This is a genomic window from Comamonas sp. 26 (genome assembly GCF_002754475.1).
Lineage (GTDB): Bacteria > Pseudomonadota > Gammaproteobacteria > Burkholderiales > Burkholderiaceae_C > Comamonas.
Genome location: NZ_PEFL01000001.1, coordinates 1,792,191 through 1,808,805 on the forward strand (window position 1 = coordinate 1,792,191; position 16,615 = coordinate 1,808,805).

The window sequence follows — 16,615 nt, forward strand, 5'->3', positions numbered from 1 at the left end:
GGGTTGGAATAGATGAAGTCACGGGGCAATATTGTAGGTTTGACGCCAGCAGTTGACCCAGAAGCTCAGTGCCAAAGGCAAGGCGCTTGCGGGGCTTTCGTCATGGAGGGATGTGGTCATGGGCGCTTGTGGCAGGCCTAGCTGCATGGCAGCGTCGCTCAAGGCGCGCAAGGGCTGGCTGACATCGACCGCAGGCGCACCATGTTGTTTGGAGAGCTTTTCGCCGCTTTCCATGCGCACCAGCGGTGTGTGCAGATAGCGCGGCTGGGGCAGGCCCAGCGCCTGCTGCAGCAGCAACTGGCGCGGCGTGTTATCCGTCAGGTCTTCGCCGCGCACAACGTCGGTGATGCCTTGCTCTGCATCGTCCACGACGACGGCCAATTGATATGCCCAGAGCCCATCGGCCCGGCGCAGCACAAAGTCGCCCACGCTGGTCTGCACATTTTGCTGCTGGGCACCGAGCCTGCGATCAAGCCAGTGCAGCACGGGAGCATGGCATTCGAGTTGCTGCTGGCCGATTGCTATGGTTTGCGTAGCTTCTTGCGCTTGATGTGAAAGGACTAGAGGCCTATTTTTATGTAAATCAGCAATCTGCTTCTCAAGCGCAAAGCGCCAGGCTCTGGCAGGTTTGCCATGCAGGCCGTTGCGACAGGTGCCGGGGTAGGGGCGTTCTACATGGCGCTCGTGCGTGAGCCCCTGAGCTTGCCAAGCGGCCTCAATGTCTTTACGCGTGCAGCCGCAGGGGTAGGCCAGCTGGTGATTTTGTAGCTGCTGCAGTGCTTGCTCGTATAGCGCATGGCGCTGCGACTGCCAGACCACAGGCGCATCGGAATGCAGACCGCAGGTGGCCAGCTGGCGCAAAATTTCCTGATCGGCACCGACCTGGCAGCGTGGCGGGTCTATGTCTTCAATGCGAATCAGCCAGCAGCCCTGATGCGCACGGGCATCTAGCCAGCTGGCCAGTGCTGCGACCAGCGAGCCCGCATGCAGCGGGCCGGTGGGGGATGGCGCAAATCTGCCAATATAGCGCCCTGAAGAAGAGGCGCTTTGAGAGGGGAAAGTGGGAGCTGTGGCCGAAGTCATGAGGGACGCAATCTTACGCCCCTCATGCGGCTCTCAAACCAGTGCCAGAGCCATTTCCAGACCGGAGATAAAAGCGTCTTCCACCCGCGCGCCTGTGCACCAGTCGCCGCACAGGGCCAGGCCAGCCGATCGGTCATAGGCAAAGGACTGGCCCAGCGGGGCCAGCGTCTGAGCGTTCTGCCAGAGGTAGACGCTGGCATGGCGGGGAGCGACGCGAATGCCCGTGATTTCGCCAAAGGCCTTTTGCAGCTTGGAGAGCACGCGCGTGGCGTCGTCATGGCGGTGCTCGTTAGACCACAGCGGGTTGGCGTGAATCGTCCAGCGCTCGGTTTGTGCGCGGCCGGGCTTGGACGATTCGCGGGCCACCCATGAAATACGCTCATGTGTGCTGCGCGAGGCATTCCACTGCGGGCCCAGCGTGCTCAGGCCCGCTTGTGCGGCCATGGGGTAAGAGAGAGTCATGGCCCAGCAAGGTGCCATTTCTACGGTGGCCAGTGATCTGGCCAGCGCCGCGCCTTGCGGGGCGGTCTGCAGCAGTTGCACGGCCACTGGGGCGGGCACAGCCAGCACCACGCAGTCAAAGCCATCGGCAATTTGCGGGCCGTGGTCTTCGGTGTCCAGCATCAAAGACCACTGGTGGTGGCTTTGGCCTTTGCCGTTGGCGATATGGTGGCTCATGGCCCGGACAGACTGGCCAAGATGCAGCTTCCCGGCTTCCCACAGCGGTGTGGCCCATGCCAGTGGCAGAGATTGCATGTCAGGTATGCCGACCCAATGGGTCTCACGCACGGGGGTCAGTTTGTCGATGCGGCGGCCATGGGCGTTGCGCGTCTGTATGTTGTTCAGGCTCCAGGCGCGCAGATTGCCGGGAGTGGTGTCCAGCACTTTCTGAAAGCGCGGGTCGCGCACGGTGAAGAACTGTGCTCCGATGTCAAAGCTACCATAAGGGCCGCTGACCGATCGCATGCGCCCACCGGCCTGTGTCAGGCGCTCGTAGACATGGACCTCGTGCCCGGCTTGTAGCAGCGTGCGGGCGCATGCCAGACCTGCAATACCCGCGCCGATGACGGCGATGCGCCGAGGCCGGGAGGTGGTTGAAGAAGAAGCGGAGGCCGTTGCGGAAGCAGGAGTACGGGAAGCGTTCATGTAAAAGCCTTTTCAACACCGTTTGACTTCTAGCGTAGCAGCTACTTTAAAGATAGCAAGTGCTGCTTTTGCTGAATTGTTGCATCGCAATTCACTCTACATCGGCGCGCCGGGGCTGCAAGCAAGTCAGCACTTATTGGCGGTGATGGTTTTCCATAAGCGCCTTGCGCGTGGTGGGGCTTTCCAGCTGTTCCAGCCACCATTGCAGGGCGCGGCCGGGCGTGCGGTGAGCGGCACCCTGCCAGGCGTAATGCAGGCGCAGATTGCGGCTTGCGCGCTGCACCTGGCGCGTGATGAGCAGGCCCGCATCGAGATAGGTCTGCACCATGCCGCGCGGCAAAAAACCTGCGCCAATGCCGCGCACCTGGGCCTCGACCTTGGCGTGCATGCTGTCCACCGTCAGCACATCCTGCCCGCTGACAAGGCCGTAGCTGGTCTTGCTGCGCACGCCAGAATCTGCCACGGCAATCATGCGGTGCTGCAGCAGCACTTCATCAGACAGCGGTTCATCGTACTGGGCCAGCGGGTGGTGCGGGGCCATGGCAAAGACAAAGTCCACTTCGCCCAGCTCGCGCGTCTGTAGCTCTGAGACATTGCTGGTGTTGACTGCCACGCCAATGGCCAGATCGGCCTGGCCGCTGGTCAACACCTCCAGCGTGCCGTTGAGAATGGCGTCTTTCAGCTTGAGGCTGGTGGGCGGGTTGAGGGCGTAGAAGGCTTCGACCAGCTCAAAGATGGGTGTGCGAGCCACGGCCCCATCAATCACAAGGGTCAGCTGTGGCTCCCAGCCGGTGGCCACGCGTTTGACGCGGTGGGCCACGGCATCAATCTCCTGTAGCAGGCGCGCGCCCTCGTGCAGCAGGGTCTGACCGGCCTCGGTGGCCTGTGCATGGCGCGAGCTGCGGTCAAACAGTAGCACATCCAGCGCATCTTCAATCTGCCGCACCCGGTACGTCAGCGCACTGGGCACCAGACCCAGAGAGCGGGCGGCAGCGGCAAAACTGCCGGTTTCAGCAATGGCCTGCAGCATGGCCAGGCTGTCGGGGGTGAGCACATCGCGGGAGCTGGGCATGGGGTGGTAGAGGGTTCAAAGAGTTTGAATGATGCCATCAACAGGCTTCAGCCACAGCGCGGGCGGCAACTTCTACAGTTGAGCCATACAGAAACCGAACCATCTGAACGAAAGGAACGCACCATGATGACTCTGCGCAAATCCCAGGAACGCGGCTATGCCGACCACGGCTGGCTGAAGTCCTATCACAGCTTTTCGTTTGCCGGCTATCACGATCCACGGTATATGGGCTTCGGCAACCTGCGGGTGATCAATGAAGACCGCATTGCCCCCGGCACCGGCTTTGGCGCTCACGGCCACCGCGACATGGAAATCATCAGCTATGTGCTCGAAGGTGCGCTCTCGCACAAAGACAGCATGGGGCATGAAAAACCCATTTTGCCCGGCGAAGTGCAGCGCATGAGCGCAGGCACGGGTGTGGTGCATAGCGAGCAGAACTACGCCCAAGACAAGACCACGCACTTTTTGCAGATCTGGCTGCTGCCCGCCCGCAATGGTGTTGAGCCCGGTTATGCGCAAAAAGCGTTCAGTGACGCTGAAAAGCGCGGCCGTCTATGTCTGGTGGCTTCGCCTGACGGGGCAGAGGGCTCGGTGTCCATGAATGCGGATGCCCGACTGTTCGCTGGTCTGTTTGACGGCGCTGAATCTGCCGACATGGCTTTGCCCGCTGGTCGCAAGACCTATGTACACCTGATTCGCGGGGAGTTGGATGTGAATGGACAAACCCTGACAGGCGGTGACGCTGCGCTTATTGAAAATGAGGAGCAACTGCGCCTTGCCAATGGCCGGGCTGCGGAAGTTCTGGTGTTTGATCTGGAACCCTGATCACAGGGCTTGTGCAAAAGTAAATCAATGCGGCCCAGAGCCGTAAGAAATGGAGTTTGAAATGCTGAATCAACTGAAGAACCCGCTGGATCTCGTAGGCCGTATTCTGATTGCCTTGCTGTTTTTGCCGGCTGGCATTCAAAAAATCAGTGGCTTTGGCGGCGCCGTGGGCTATGCCACGTCGGTGGGCATGCCCATGCCGACAGTCGCTGTCGGTCTGGGGCTGGTAATTGAAATTGCCGGTGGCCTGGCCATCTTGCTGGGTTGGCATACCCGCTGGGCGGCTTTGATTCTGGGCTTCTTCACGCTGGTGGCCAGCTTCTTTTTCCACAACTTCTGGGGCGTTCCCGCCGAGGCGGCCATGATGCAGCAGCTGCTGTTCTGGAAGAACATTGCCGTCGTCGGCGGTTTGCTGGGCTATGCAGCCCATGGTGCAGGTGCCTGGAGCGTGGATGGCCGCAAGGCATAAATAGCTTGTAGCCCATATGCAGAGAGCGCAAGCAGCTATAAATTTGATACGCTATTGCGCAAGGTAAACAAGGCCTGTCGGGTGAAAATCCGGCGGGCCTTGTTGCAGACAGATTTACGGCGAAGGGTGGTATGCCCGCGCCAGTTCAAGCGAGTAAGAAAGTAAAAATCATGAGCAATATCGTTGTGGTCTACCACTCGGGCTACGGCCATACCCAGCGCATGGCGCAATCCGTGGCGCAGGGCGCTGGCGCGCAACTGCTGGCCATTGATGCCGACGGCAATCTGCCTGAAGGTGGCTGGGAGCTGCTGGCAGCGGCAGACGCCATCGTGTTCGGTGCACCTACCTATATGGGCGCACCGAGCTGGCAGTTCAAGAAGTTTGCCGATGCCTCGTCCAAGGCCTGGTTTGTGCAGGCCTGGAAGGACAAGCTGTTCGCCGGTTTCACCAACAGTGCCAGCGTGCAGGGCGACAAGCAGGTAACGCTGGATTATTTCTACCATTTGTCCATGCAGCATGGCGGCGTGTGGGTGGGTCTGGGTCTGTTGCCATCGAACACCAAGGCGGCGCAACGCAACGATTTGAACTGGATGGGCAGCTTCAGCGGTGCCATGGCGCAATCACCTTCCGATGCATCGGCCGGTGAAATGGCGGCGGGTGATCTGGAAACCGCACGCCAGTTTGGCGACCGCGTCGCCAAGTCGGCTGCACGCTGGGCCAAGTAAGCTTTAATCCGCTATTTAATTCAAAGCGGCCAGCGCCTATCATGCAAGAGCTTCAGAGCGAAATAGCTCTGAAGCTGAGTATGAACAGGCGCTGGCTGCTTTGTTTTTGATAGTGGATTGCGGAGTGCTCGTGACTCTTATTCCATCAGATGTTTTTTGATGGGGCGAGGGTGCACCAGATCAGTTCGCGCCAGATCGGTGCTCAGCGAGTCGCGGCCGTCGAAGACAAAGCAGCCGCCGTCGTAGAACTTTCCATCGGTTTCCTCGAAGTATTTGAGGATGCCGCCTTCTAGCTGGTAGACGTTTTCAAGACCTTCATCGCGCATCAGAATGGCGGCTTTTTCGCAGCGAATGCCACCCGTGCAGTAGCTGACTACGGTTTTTCCAGCAAATTCGGCCTTGTGCTCGCGCAGGGCCGGGGGGAATTCTGTGAACTTGGTCAGGCGCCAGTCCACGGTGCCGGCAAACGCGCCTTCGTCCACTTCGTAGTCGTTGCGAGTGTCCAGCGTTACCACTTCGCGGCCATCGTCGTCGTGGCCTTGCTCCAGCCAGCGGCGCAGCGTGGCAGGAGCAACCGATGGGGCGCGGCCATTAGCGGGACGAATGGTAGGGTGGTCCATGCGAATGATTTCATTCTTGACCTTGACCAGCATCTTGCGAAACGGCACGGTCTCGGACCAGCTTTCCTTAGGTGCGAGGTCGGCAAAGCGCTCATCCTGGCGCAGTGCATCGACAAAGCTGTGGACGGCTTCGGCCGGGCCAGCCAGAAAGAAGTTGATGCCCTCTTCGGCCAGCAGCACCGTACCTTTGAGGTTCAGGGCTTGGGCGCGCTCATGCAGCGTCTCGCGTAGCTGAGCAGCATCGGGCAGGGGGGTGAATTTGTAGCAGGAAATGTTGAGTATGTCGGCCACGTCGGTATCCGGGTGCGGCCGCTCGGCGGCTGTGTCGAGGGTGACGCAGCTCAGACCGGGGCCGTCAGTGCTGTCTTGATTTTATTGGACAGCTGTGCCACTGCGAGAGAAGCGGGTGCTCCGGGCATGGATTGCAGCAGCAGCTGCCGGCGCATCACGGCTTCGCGCACGGCAGAATCGACCGGAATATCGCCCCAGTGAGTGAGCTGCAGCGGCTCGCCTGACTCGGTGGTCACAAAGCGGTTGAGCACCTGTTGCAGCTGGCTGGTAATGGCCCGGCCATCGCCGGGGCGCTGGGCCTGGTTGATAACCAGCCGCACCTGCTGGCGCTTTTGCTGCAGCGCCAAAACCTTGATGGCGGCGTAGGCATCGGTCAGCGAGGTGGGCTCGGGCGTGGCCACGACCAGCACTTCGGTGGCTAAGGAGACCGAGAACAGCACGACATCAGAGATGCCAGCACCGGTGTCGAGCAAGATGATGTCGTAGCGGGGGCGCAGCGTCTCTATGGTGCGCATGAACTGGGCGCGAATCTCGGGCGTAAGGCGCGAGTATTCGATCATTCCAGAGCCTGCCAGCAGTACGGAGTAGCCGCCGGAGGTGGTCAGAATGGCTTCATCCAGCGAGGCACGACCCGTGAATACGTCGTGCAGCGTGACCTTGGGGTAGAGGTTGAGCACCACATCCAGGTTGGCAAGGCCCAGGTCTGCATCCAGCACCAGTACATTGAAGCCGTGGCGCGTGAGGGCTGCAGCCAGGTTGGCGGAAACAAATGTTTTGCCTACACCGCCTTTGCCACTGGTGACAGCGATGATGTGGGCCAGTTTGGATCGGCTGGGTGCCCGTAATGCATCTTCCATGGAAATATGTGCGGGCAGTGTGGGGAGTGTGACCAAGGTATCCATCGTCTCAAGGCGTTATGACCTGGCGCTCGGCGTCGGTGTATACGTCTGGTGCTGTGTTGTGCTCTGAGCCATTTTCCTCGAAGGTGGCGGCAGGCAAAGGGCTGAAAAGCAGGCTTTTTTCCTCGGCACTCACGGTACTGTCGGGTGGATCTTCCATGAATACGCAGTTGCGGCCTGCTGATTTGGCCAGATACAGCTGCCGGTCGGCACGTTCTGTCCATAGCTGGGTCGTGCTGCGAATCCATTGCTGGGCGTAGACACCGCCAATGCTCACAGTCATGTGCAGGTCCTGGCCGGAGGAGATGCGGACGGGCGTGGACTCAATGGTCTGGCGCAGGCGTTCAGCCACTGCATGGCCCTGATGGGCGGGGCAGGCAGGCAGAACAATGGCAAATTCTTCGCCGCCATAGCGGGACAGCGTGTCCATGGGGCGTATGCCTTCGGAAAGGGTCTGCGCCACAGACTGCAGCACCATGTCGCCCGCGATGTGGCCATGCGTGTCATTGATCTGCTTGAAGTGATCAATGTCCAGCATGAGCAGCAGAGCCGTTTCGCCGGAGCGTGCCACGCGGTCCATCTCACGCTCGATGACGGTGCGGAAGTGGCGGCGGTTAGCAAGCCCCGTGAGGGGGTCGCGCAAAGACAGCTCGCACAGACCGTCAATCAGTGCTTGCAGGTAATGGGTAGGAGTGTCCGTGGGCAGGCGAATCTCGTCGCCGCCTGTGCGTGTCACCAGATTATGGGCGGTGGCAAGGCGCAGATCACGCAGAAACACGGATTGATGAGGTGCGGATGAGGTCACAACTTGCTATCAATGATGGCTATTAGTGTAGCAGTGCGCCTTGATTTTCTGTAACTGCAGGTTTATCCGTAGCGTTGATTTAGGTCAGCTTTGTGGGGAAATTGCCAAGGCTTTGCAAAAACTCGGCATCAGTTCGGTACAGCCTCACAGGACTGCCTTTTCTGCCCAGCAGGCCTGCGCGCTGAAGGCGTTGCTCTGCGGGCAGCTTCAGTCCCACCACATGCAGCAAGCCGCCGCGTAGAGCGACGAGCCGCTCCAGTCTGGCAAAAGTTTCCACACCCGTAATGTCGATACTGTTGATGGATTGCATCAGCAGCGCCAGGTCCTGGGTCTGGGGGGACTGCTGCAAGGCGTCGGCGGCATAGCGCTCCAGCGCGGTGGCGGTGGCAAAGTCCAGATCGGCATCCATGCGCAGGGCGATGAGCTGGGGTGCGAGCACCGGCAACTGCCAGAGCTGGCGGCTGCGCAGGCTGCCATCGGGGTGCAGGCCGACCTCAATAATGCGTGGATGCAGGTGCTGGTAGAGGTAATAGGCCTGGCTGAGCATGATGCCGGCGAACACGCCCCAGTACATGCGCGGCGCGGTGACAATGGTCAGCACCAGCGTAGCGACGCTGATGCAGGCCTCGACTCTTGAAATTTTGAACAGCTTGAGAATGGCACTGGGCTTGACCAGATTGAGCACCGCCGTGATCACAATGGCTGCCAGCGCCGACTGGGGCACGTGGTACAGCCATGGAATGAACCAGAGCACCACCACAATGACCAGCAAAATGGAAAAGACATTGGCATAGCCCGTCTTGGCGCCGGCCAGCAGGTTGACGGCCGAGCGCGAGAATGAAGCGCTGGTGGCAAAGCTGCCAAACAGGCCTGCACTGATTTTGGACAGCCCCTGTGCAATCAAATCCTGATTTTCATTCCAGCGCGTACCTGCCTGTTGGTGCTCGACCTGCGCACTGGAGGCGGTCTCCAGAAAGCTGACCAGAGAAATGACCAGAACCGGCATGATGAGTCCGGCAAACTGCTCCCATTCCAGTATGCCCGGCCACTGAAAGTGCGGCAGACCAGCTGGCAGGTGGCCGATGACGGAGCCACCGCCATCGGCAAAGCCTGTTGCCCAACTGATGAGGCCGGTCAGCCCGATGATGAAAATGGCCGAGGGGAAAGCAGGTCGCCATTTTTTGGCCAGCATCAGCAAGGCCATGCTGCACAGGCCATAGGCGATAGATTGCCCGCTGAACAGATAAATCGAGGGTGAATGCCAGACCGTGCTCCAGTCCGAGCGCATGCCCAGCAGCGTGGGTAGCTGTGAGGCCAGAATCAGCAAAGCCGCCGCTTGCGTAAAGCCCGCCAGCACGGGCGAGGTGACGAGGTTGAGCAGCCAGCCCGCGCGCACCATGCCAAGGCTCCACTGCAGCAGGCCCGAAAGAATGGCCATCCATGCCGCCAGAGCCACCCATTGGGTGGAGCCGGGTTCGGCCATACCTGTCAGCGATGCACCAATCAGCAGCGCGCTGAGAGCGGTGGGACCCACGCCCAAACGGGGCGAGGGGCTGAACAGCACGGCAATGGCCGCCGGAATGATGGAGGCGTAAATGCCCGTAATCAGCGGCATGCCGGCCAGCGCTGCATAGGCCACGCCTTGCGGCAGCAGCATCAGACCGACAGTCAGGCCCGCCCAGAATTCACCGCGCAGCAGGGCGGATGTGGGTTTGGGCCAATTGAGAAAAGGGAGCCAGCGGGCCAAAGATTGCATGGGGGTCATTGTCCGCGAATGAAATCACGAAAGACCCCTGAAGCTTAGCCGCTGATTGTTTTGATGAGATTAAAAAAAGAGAGGCTCAAGGCCTCTCTTCCCACCTTTCGGTGTGGTGCGCGCAGTGGTTGATCCACCGGTCTATTTTTAGTTACCCAGATTGCGAATCGCTTCGGGGGTGTACTGGCTGGGCTTGAGGTTGTCCTTGCCCAGAATCGGAGCCTTGGGGCGTTCCTGCACCAGATTCATGCTGACATAAGAGCCCGCATTCAAGTCGTAGTAGAACGAGGTGCCTGCATGCCACTTCTTAATGTCGTAGGCATAGTAGTAGTTGATCTCGCCGTGCTGCCACAGCTGGCCGCGTGCATCGTAGAAGTCACCCGAGACGGCGTGGCCTGTGTCCTCATCAATGAACATCACGCGCTTGGAGTAAACATGGCGGTAGCCGGGCTTGAGCTTGCCTTCCAGCACCCAGACGCGGCGCAGCTCGTAGCGGGTGTAGGCCGGATTGGGGTGACCGGGCTTGAGTAGGTCAGCGTACTTGATTTGCTGGTTGATACGGAAGGTATTCGCAGGGATGTACATCTCGCGCTTGCCTTGCATGGACCACTCATAGCGCTCGGAGCCGCCGTTGAACAGGCGCTCTGAGTCGATGGTGGCCTTGCCACTGGTGCCGGGGGAGGGCTGGTCATAGCCGAACTCGGGCAGCTGGCGCACGCGGCGTGTGCCGGGGTCATAGGCCCAGGCCAGACGCTTGTCTGTGCCGAAGTTCATGGGCTCAATCGACAGAATCACGCCCCCTTTCTCGCGCTCGGGCAGCATCGAGAAGTTGGTCACATACGCGTATTTGCCATCGTTGGGCTTGCCCAGATTTTCCTTGGAGTCATAGCGGCTGAGCTGAATGTAGCTGGTGCGGCCCCAGGCAATATCGCCCCCTGCACCCACCAGAGCCATGTCACGCTCCACCTCTTCGGTGCTGGCACGGCTGGGGATCAGGTTGTTCCAGAACAGCTCAAGGCCAGTCTTGGGAATGGGGAAGGGCAGTGCACCCATGAAGCCCTTGACGCCATTGCCTTCATTGACGACTTCGGCTTCCAGTGCGTTGCGCTTGATCACCGCGCAGATTTCGTCGTCATAGCGAAAGTCGCGGTGACCCGGATAAACGGGGATGCGCATGGTGGTGGGGAAGCGCTTGAGCAGGGCCTTTTGGCCGTCGCTGAGCTTGTCCGCGTACTGGGCCATATTGGCCGCCGTGATTTCTACGACAGGCTTTTCATTGGCGTAGATATCAGGCTGGAACTTGCCCACCGACTTGGTGAACTTCACGCCGGGCGGCACGCCCAGAATTTTTCCGGTAAAGGCGGGAATGCTGCCATCCGCATTGCCGGCCTTGATGGCACCGGTGCAGGTCAGCTCCTTGCCCAGCTTGTCGGCTTCTGCGGCGGGCACCTTGGCAAAGGCGGCTCCGGCCATCAAACCCATGCAAAGCATCAGGGCTGCGCTCATTTTTTTATCTTGCATCGCTCTCTTCCCCCTCTAAAAATCCATGCAGGTCGTTGCCTGTGATGGATCAATTCTAGGGATATTTGTCATGTCATGAATCGTCTGATAAGACTAATCAAAAGGTTCATATCTGTGTCAATAAAAAAGGCAGCGCCGTTGCCGGAGCTGCCTTTTGAAGAAAGAGCGGGCTGAAAATTAATCCGAGCCGCGCAGATCCATCTCTTCGTATTTGACGATCTTGGTGCCCTTGACCCACTTGTAGCCAAACCAGATGGCCAGGAACAAAGGCAGGCCGATATAGGTGGCGATGGCGCCGATCCAGTCGATCTGGTCCTTGATCAGGTTTTCATAGTTCTGGCCCAGCGTGATGACCAGGCACAGCACAAAGGCAAAGATGGGGCCGAAAGGGAAGGCCGCCGCCTTGTAGGGCAGCTGGTTCAAGTCGAAGTTCTGTGCTTCGCAGCCCTTGCGGAAGCGGTAGTGGCTGATCGCAATGCCCAGCCAGGCCACAAAGCCGCACATGCCTGACAGGTTCAGCAGCCAGATATAGACCACTTCGGGGCTGAAGACATTGGTGAAGAAGCACATGGCGGCGATCAGCGTGGTGGCAATCAGAGCCATCACAGGCACGCCGCGAGAATTCACTCTGGCAAACAGCTTGGGTGCCATGCCTTGTGTTGCCATGGCGTACAGCATGCGGGTCGAGGCATACATGCCCGAGTTACCGGCGGACAGCACAGAAGTCAGCACCACGGCATTCATCACGGCAGCAGCGCCCAGCAGACCTGCACGTTCGAAAACCAGGGTGAAGGGGCTGACAGCAATGTCGCCCAGATCGTTGCGCAGCAGCTTGGGGTCGGTGTATGGAATCAGCAGGCCGATGATGAGAATGGCGAAAACGTAGAACAGCAAAATGCGCCAGAACACCTTGCGCACGGCCTTGGGCACGTTCTTGCTCGGGTCTTCCGATTCGCCTGCGGCGATACCGATCAGCTCGGTGCCCTGAAACGAAAAGCCCACCACCATGGCTACGCCAATCAGTGCGGCAAAGCCGCCTGCAAAAGGCGCATCACCGGCGGTGAAGTTGGCGACATTGCCCCAGAAACCCTCGGGCGCACCGCCTTGCAAAATGCCAAAAATCATCAGCACACCAATGCCGATGAAGACCAGTACCGTAGTGACCTTGATGGCAGCGAACCAGAACTCTGACTCGCCAAAGCCTTTGGCTGAGAGAGCGTTGAGTCCAAACATCAGCGCCAGAAACAGGGCGCTCCAGAGCATGCCGTTGGTGCCGGGGAACCAGTAGGCCATGACCAGCTGTGCGGCCACCAGATCGACCGCAATGGTCACGGCCCAGTTGTACCAGTAGTTCCAGCCCAGGGCGAAGCCAAAGCCTTCGTCCACATACTTGGCACCATAGGTGGCAAACGAGCCGGACACGGGCATGTGCGCGGCCATTTCGCCCAGACTGGTCATCAAAAAGTAGACCATCAGGCCGACGACCATATAGGCCAGCAGGGCGCCGCCAGGGCCGGCTTGCGAGATGGTGGCACCGGAGGCCACGAAGAGCCCTGTGCCGATGGAGCCGCCGATGGCGATCATCGACATATGGCGGGCCTTGAGGGAACGGTGCAAACCACCGTTGTCAGTTTTTGCTTGGCTATCGCTCATGAGAGATTCTGATTTTTGCAGCGCACGAAGCAGGTGGAAAGTGGCTTGCGTACAAGCCGTTGCTTCATGTTTTGAGTGGCGTTGTGATGCCCGGTTGACCCGGATATCAACGCGGTCAGCGTGATGCGCGATGACATGCATCGTCCTCAGAGGCTGCCGACAGGGTGCCGATTGTGAGCGATTTGCGCCTGCACTGTGCAGCAGGCGCGGGGGATGTTGGTGTTTGCCACTTGTTTGAATTCCTAAGTTATTGATTTTTATCGAATAACTGAGAATTTAGCGGTTTTCTCAAATATCCTTAAACCTTCGTCAATTCGTAGTCTTTGTTGGGCGGGTCTTTGGCTGCTGAAGTTCTTGAATGTTGATGTTTAGGCTGATTTGTTAGTCATTTCGTCAATTTATAAAGTTAAATTAACTTTATCACCGGGCAATAATTGTCGGTTTTGAATGAAAAAGCTGCTAGCGCTTATGGATAAAGCGCTAGCAGCTTCTGTTTTGATAGCAAATGGATTGCGGTGAATTGCGATCCGCTGTTCGGTCAGCTCAGCAGCAATGCATCATCCGACAGCTTTTCGCCGCGAACCTTCTCGAACATGTGCAGCAGGTCAGGCACATCCATCTTGGCGCGCTCTTCGCCGCTCACATCCAGCACCACATTGCCCTGGTGCAGCATGACGGTGCGCGTGCCCACATCCAGCGCCTGACGCATGCTGTGCGTGACCATCATGGTGGTCAGTTTGGTTTCCTGCACGATGCGGTCGGTCAGTCGCAGCACAAAGTCTGCGGTGCGCGGGTCCAGCGCGGCCGTGTGCTCATCGAGCAGCAGAATGCGCGAGGGCTGCAGCGCAGCCATCAGCAGGCTCACGGCCTGGCGCTGGCCGCCAGACAGCAGGCCGATGCGGTCGGACAGGCGATTTTCGAGGCCCAGGCCCAGCGTGGACAGGCGTTCGCGGTATAGATCGCGGTTGGCGGCCTTTACGGCCTTGGACAGGCCGCGAAAGTTGCCACGCTCATGCGCCAGCGCCATGTTTTCTTCGATGGACAGGTCTTCGCAAGTACCGGCCATAGGGTCCTGAAACACGCGGGCGACCTGCTTGGAGCGGGACCAGACGGGCATGCGCGTCATGTCGATGCCGGCGATTTCAATCTTGCCTTTGTCCACGCTCTGGTCGCCAGAGACGCAGTTCAAAAATGTGGACTTGCCCGCGCCATTGGAGCCGATGACGGTGACAAACTGGCCATCAGGAATGGACAGCGACAGGCCGCGCAGGGCGCGCGTCTCAATCGGCGTGCCGGGGTTGAAGGTGAGTTCGAGGTTTTGTGCGTTCAGCATGGTGTTCTCCGCAGTCCTTCTTCTTTATTTACGCTTGCTCAGCTTTTTCTTGATTTGCGGAATGATCAGAGCGATGGTGACCAGCACCGCCGTCACCAAGTTCAAGTCCTGTGCCTTCAGGCCAATCGCGTCGATATTGAGCGCGGCGGCGATGAAGAAGCGGTAGACCACGGCGCCAATCACCACGGCGAGCGTCGCCCAGATGATCTTGCGCGAAGGCAGAATGGTTTCGCCCACGATCACTGCAGCCAGACCAATCACGATGGTGCCGATGCCCATGGAGATGTCAGAGCCGCCCTGTGTCTGTACAAACAGCGCGCCAGCCAGTCCGACGAGGCCGTTGGAGATCGCCATGCCCAGCAAAATCATGGCACCGGTGTTGACGCCCTGCGCGCGTGCCATGCGGGCGTTAGAGCCCGTGGAGCGAATGGCCAGGCCACGCTCGGTGGCAAAGAACCAGTCCAGTGCCAGCTTGGCCACGATGACAAAGCCCAGCAAGATGATGGGGCGCATCACATAGTCTTCAATGCTCTCGGGCTGCAGCATGGTGAACAGCGTGGGCTCATTGATCAGCGGCACATTGGGGCCGCCCATGACGCGCAGGTTGATCGAGTACAGGCCAATCATCATCAGGATGGAGGCCAGCAGGTCCATGATTTTGAGCTTGACGTTGAGCCAGCCCGTAATGAAGCCTGCCACAGCGCCCGCAGCCGTACCGGCCAGCGTGGCCAGCCAGGGGTTGGTGCCCGTGGAAATCAGAATGGCGCAGACGGCACCACCCAGCGGGAAGCTGCCATCGACCGTCAGATCGGGGAAGCGCAGCAACCGGAAAGAGATGAAGACGCCCAGCGCCACCAGGCTGAAGATCAGGCCAATTTCAATGGCACCGAGAATGGAAAATAAAGACATAAAGAAAGCGACAGGCGCGGCAGACGTCTAAAAAAATCGGCAGGGCCATGTCGCCACGGCACCTGCCGCTGTGCTGGCACTGCAAGCCATGGTGGCTGCAGCGCAAGTCACAGACCGGGATTTACTTGACCACGGTGGCTGCAGCCTTGACCAGAGCGTCAGACAGCTTCACGCCTTGCTTTTCAGCAGCGCCGGGGTTCACGAACAGTTCCATCTTGGTGGAGACTTCAGGCTTGATGTCGCCAGCCTTCTCGCCCTTCAGAATACGCACGACCATGCGGCCGGTTTGCTCGCCCAGGTCGCGGTAGTTGATGCCGTAGGCCGCCACAGCACCGCGCTTGACGGAGTCAGTGTCCGAAGCCACCAGAGGAATCTTGGCGTCCTGGCCGACCTTGACCAGCGACTCGTAGGCCGACACCACGTTGTTGTCGGTGTTGGTATAGATCACATCGACCTTGCCAACCAGCGAGCGGGCTGCGCTGGAAACGTCCACCGAGCGGGGCGCTGCGGCAGTCACCAGTGTCCAGCCCAGCTTGGGCAGCAGAGCCTGGAGCTCCTTCACGACCACGGCGGAGTTGGCTTCACCGGGGTTGTAGACCATGCCGATGCGCTTGGCATTGGGCACGACCTGCTTGACCAGGTCCATCTGCTTGTCCAGAGCCAGCAGGTCGGACACGCCGGTGACGTTGTTCTTGGAAGCTTCCCAGCTAGGCACCAGCTTGGCGGCTACGGGGTCGGTCACGGCGGAGAACACCACGGGCACCGTCTTTGTCGAAGCGATCACGGCCTGAGCGGAAGGCGTGGCGATGGCAACGATGGCATCCGGCTTGTCACCCACAAACTTGCGGGCGATCTGGGCGGCCGTGCCGGTGTTGCCTTGAGCGCTCTGGTATTGCCACTTCAGGGTCTTGCCGTCTTCGTAGCCGGCGGCCTTCAGGGCGTCCTTGACGCCGTCACGCACTGCATCCAGAGCAGGGTGCTCAACAATGGCGGTCACGGCCACGGACTTGGTGTCGGCGGCGTAGGCGCCCGTCATGGCGGAAATTGCCAGGGCCAGTGCGCCCATGCGTGCCAAGGACAGCTGCTTCATGTGTATCTCCAGCGTTTGTTGTAAGTTTCAGATGAATTAAGGCAGCAGTGCTTGAAGACACAGCGCCTCGCGGGAAAGTCTACTTCACTGACCTGCCTGTCTTCTCGCTTGCGATAACCCTGTTTATCCCTATACGTGGATTGCGAAAAAATGGCATGAAAGCTGCGCAAAGCACTAAATGATTAGATTAAGAGTGCGGTAATGAAGTTGAAAGGCGCGCAATATTGCGTCGCCTGTGCCTTTTATGGCTTCATTTGCTGCATTTTTCCTGCGCTGAAGGTGGCCTGGCTGCTGAAATCTGCGCGGAAGGTCTGGATTTGAGGATTGCGCAGCAGTGCCTTCATCGCCGCAGCAAGCAGCGAGTGCTACGGTTTTGGCTGAATGTAAAACTTTGGCAGGCCAGTGCCTTGGCGCATGT

General features: G+C 59.2%; 15 protein-coding genes. 3 read left to right on the forward strand and 12 right to left on the reverse strand.

Features of this window, described 5'->3' with window-relative positions; genetic code table 11:
• Nucleotides 1-18: 18 nt before the first annotated feature.
• The 3 genes from gluQRS to CLU84_RS08330 form a co-directional block, all read right to left on the reverse strand.
• Nucleotides 19-1,083, reverse strand: a complete 1,065-nt coding sequence (gluQRS, locus tag CLU84_RS08320; RefSeq protein WP_099736793.1) for a tRNA glutamyl-Q(34) synthetase GluQRS — start codon at nucleotides 1,081-1,083, stop codon at nucleotides 19-21.
• Nucleotides 1,084-1,116: 33 nt separating this feature from the next.
• Nucleotides 1,117-2,229, reverse strand: a complete 1,113-nt coding sequence (locus CLU84_RS08325) for an NAD(P)/FAD-dependent oxidoreductase (protein WP_099736794.1) — start codon at nucleotides 2,227-2,229, stop codon at nucleotides 1,117-1,119.
• 133 nt (nucleotides 2,230-2,362) lie between these two features.
• Entirely contained in the window at nucleotides 2,363-3,301 is a 939-nt protein-coding gene (locus CLU84_RS08330; protein WP_099736795.1) for a LysR family transcriptional regulator, read from the reverse strand.
• A 123-nt stretch (nucleotides 3,302-3,424) separates the two neighbouring features.
• Between CLU84_RS08330 and CLU84_RS08335 the strand changes: the two genes are divergently transcribed.
• From CLU84_RS08335 to CLU84_RS08345, 3 genes are all read left to right on the forward strand, one after another.
• Nucleotides 3,425-4,126 carry a pirin family protein gene (locus CLU84_RS08335; RefSeq protein WP_099736796.1) on the forward strand — a complete coding sequence of 234 codons (702 nt, stop codon included), beginning with the start codon at nucleotides 3,425-3,427 and terminating at the stop codon, nucleotides 4,124-4,126.
• A 61-nt stretch (nucleotides 4,127-4,187) separates the two neighbouring features.
• Nucleotides 4,188-4,595: a DoxX family protein gene (locus CLU84_RS08340; protein ID WP_099737941.1), complete on the forward strand. Its 408-nt coding sequence runs from the start codon at nucleotides 4,188-4,190 to the stop codon at nucleotides 4,593-4,595.
• Nucleotides 4,596-4,765: 170 nt separating this feature from the next.
• Nucleotides 4,766-5,320, forward strand: a complete 555-nt coding sequence (locus CLU84_RS08345; protein ID WP_099736797.1) for a flavodoxin family protein — start codon at nucleotides 4,766-4,768, stop codon at nucleotides 5,318-5,320.
• 137 nt (nucleotides 5,321-5,457) lie between these two features.
• Here CLU84_RS08345 and CLU84_RS08350 read toward each other — a convergent pair whose 3' ends face one another.
• From CLU84_RS08350 to CLU84_RS08390, 9 genes are all read right to left on the reverse strand, one after another.
• Complete coding sequence (locus CLU84_RS08350; RefSeq protein ID WP_099736798.1) at nucleotides 5,458-6,231, reverse strand: sulfurtransferase; 774 nt, start codon at nucleotides 6,229-6,231, stop codon at nucleotides 5,458-5,460.
• A gap of 50 nt (nucleotides 6,232-6,281) precedes the next feature.
• Nucleotides 6,282-7,133 carry a MinD/ParA family protein gene (locus CLU84_RS08355; RefSeq protein ID WP_099736799.1) on the reverse strand — a complete coding sequence of 284 codons (852 nt, stop codon included), beginning with the start codon at nucleotides 7,131-7,133 and terminating at the stop codon, nucleotides 6,282-6,284.
• Nucleotides 7,134-7,137: 4 nt separating this feature from the next.
• Nucleotides 7,138-7,935, reverse strand: coding sequence for a GGDEF domain-containing protein (locus tag CLU84_RS08360; RefSeq protein WP_099736800.1), 798 nt, complete (start codon nucleotides 7,933-7,935; stop codon nucleotides 7,138-7,140).
• 79 nt (nucleotides 7,936-8,014) lie between these two features.
• Nucleotides 8,015-9,691, reverse strand: a complete 1,677-nt coding sequence (locus CLU84_RS08365) for a SulP family inorganic anion transporter (protein ID WP_099737942.1) — start codon at nucleotides 9,689-9,691, stop codon at nucleotides 8,015-8,017.
• Between the two features lie 147 nt (nucleotides 9,692-9,838).
• Nucleotides 9,839-11,212, reverse strand: a complete 1,374-nt coding sequence (locus tag CLU84_RS08370; RefSeq protein ID WP_099736801.1) for a DUF1329 domain-containing protein — start codon at nucleotides 11,210-11,212, stop codon at nucleotides 9,839-9,841.
• 177 nt (nucleotides 11,213-11,389) lie between these two features.
• Complete coding sequence (locus tag CLU84_RS08375) at nucleotides 11,390-12,865, reverse strand: amino acid permease (RefSeq protein ID WP_099736802.1); 1,476 nt, start codon at nucleotides 12,863-12,865, stop codon at nucleotides 11,390-11,392.
• Nucleotides 12,866-13,403: 538 nt separating this feature from the next.
• On the reverse strand, nucleotides 13,404-14,198 hold the full coding sequence (locus tag CLU84_RS08380; RefSeq protein ID WP_099736803.1) for an ABC transporter ATP-binding protein: 795 nt from the start codon (nucleotides 14,196-14,198) through the stop codon (nucleotides 13,404-13,406).
• A 24-nt stretch (nucleotides 14,199-14,222) separates the two neighbouring features.
• A complete protein-coding gene (locus tag CLU84_RS08385) occupies nucleotides 14,223-15,107 on the reverse strand; it encodes an ABC transporter permease (protein ID WP_099736804.1) in 885 nt (294 codons plus the stop codon).
• 121 nt (nucleotides 15,108-15,228) lie between these two features.
• Nucleotides 15,229-16,197, reverse strand: a complete 969-nt coding sequence (locus tag CLU84_RS08390) for an ABC transporter substrate-binding protein (RefSeq protein WP_099736805.1) — start codon at nucleotides 16,195-16,197, stop codon at nucleotides 15,229-15,231.
• Between the last annotated feature and the right edge of the window lie 418 nt (nucleotides 16,198-16,615).

Bases quoted from the DNA above. Each gene is read 5' to 3' on its own strand.
- gluQRS (WP_099736793.1), bottom strand. From the start codon at position 1,083: ATGACTTCGGCCACAGCTCCCACTTTCCCCTCTCAAAGCGCCTCTTCT.
- CLU84_RS08355 (WP_099736799.1), bottom strand. From the start codon at position 7,133: ATGGATACCTTGGTCACACTCCCCACACTGCCCGCACATATTTCCATG.
- CLU84_RS08330 (WP_099736795.1), bottom strand. From the start codon at position 3,301: ATGCCCAGCTCCCGCGATGTGCTCACCCCCGACAGCCTGGCCATGCTG.
- CLU84_RS08375 (WP_099736802.1), bottom strand. From the start codon at position 12,865: ATGAGCGATAGCCAAGCAAAAACTGACAACGGTGGTTTGCACCGTTCC.
- CLU84_RS08385 (WP_099736804.1), bottom strand. From the start codon at position 15,107: ATGTCTTTATTTTCCATTCTCGGTGCCATTGAAATTGGCCTGATCTTC.
- CLU84_RS08380 (WP_099736803.1), bottom strand. From the start codon at position 14,198: ATGCTGAACGCACAAAACCTCGAACTCACCTTCAACCCCGGCACGCCG.
- CLU84_RS08345 (WP_099736797.1), top strand. From the start codon at position 4,766: ATGAGCAATATCGTTGTGGTCTACCACTCGGGCTACGGCCATACCCAG.
- CLU84_RS08370 (WP_099736801.1), bottom strand. From the start codon at position 11,212: ATGCAAGATAAAAAAATGAGCGCAGCCCTGATGCTTTGCATGGGTTTG.
- CLU84_RS08325 (WP_099736794.1), bottom strand. From the start codon at position 2,229: ATGAACGCTTCCCGTACTCCTGCTTCCGCAACGGCCTCCGCTTCTTCT.
- CLU84_RS08340 (WP_099737941.1), top strand. From the start codon at position 4,188: ATGCTGAATCAACTGAAGAACCCGCTGGATCTCGTAGGCCGTATTCTG.
- CLU84_RS08335 (WP_099736796.1), top strand. From the start codon at position 3,425: ATGATGACTCTGCGCAAATCCCAGGAACGCGGCTATGCCGACCACGGC.
- CLU84_RS08390 (WP_099736805.1), bottom strand. From the start codon at position 16,197: ATGAAGCAGCTGTCCTTGGCACGCATGGGCGCACTGGCCCTGGCAATT.
- CLU84_RS08365 (WP_099737942.1), bottom strand. From the start codon at position 9,691: ATGCAATCTTTGGCCCGCTGGCTCCCTTTTCTCAATTGGCCCAAACCC.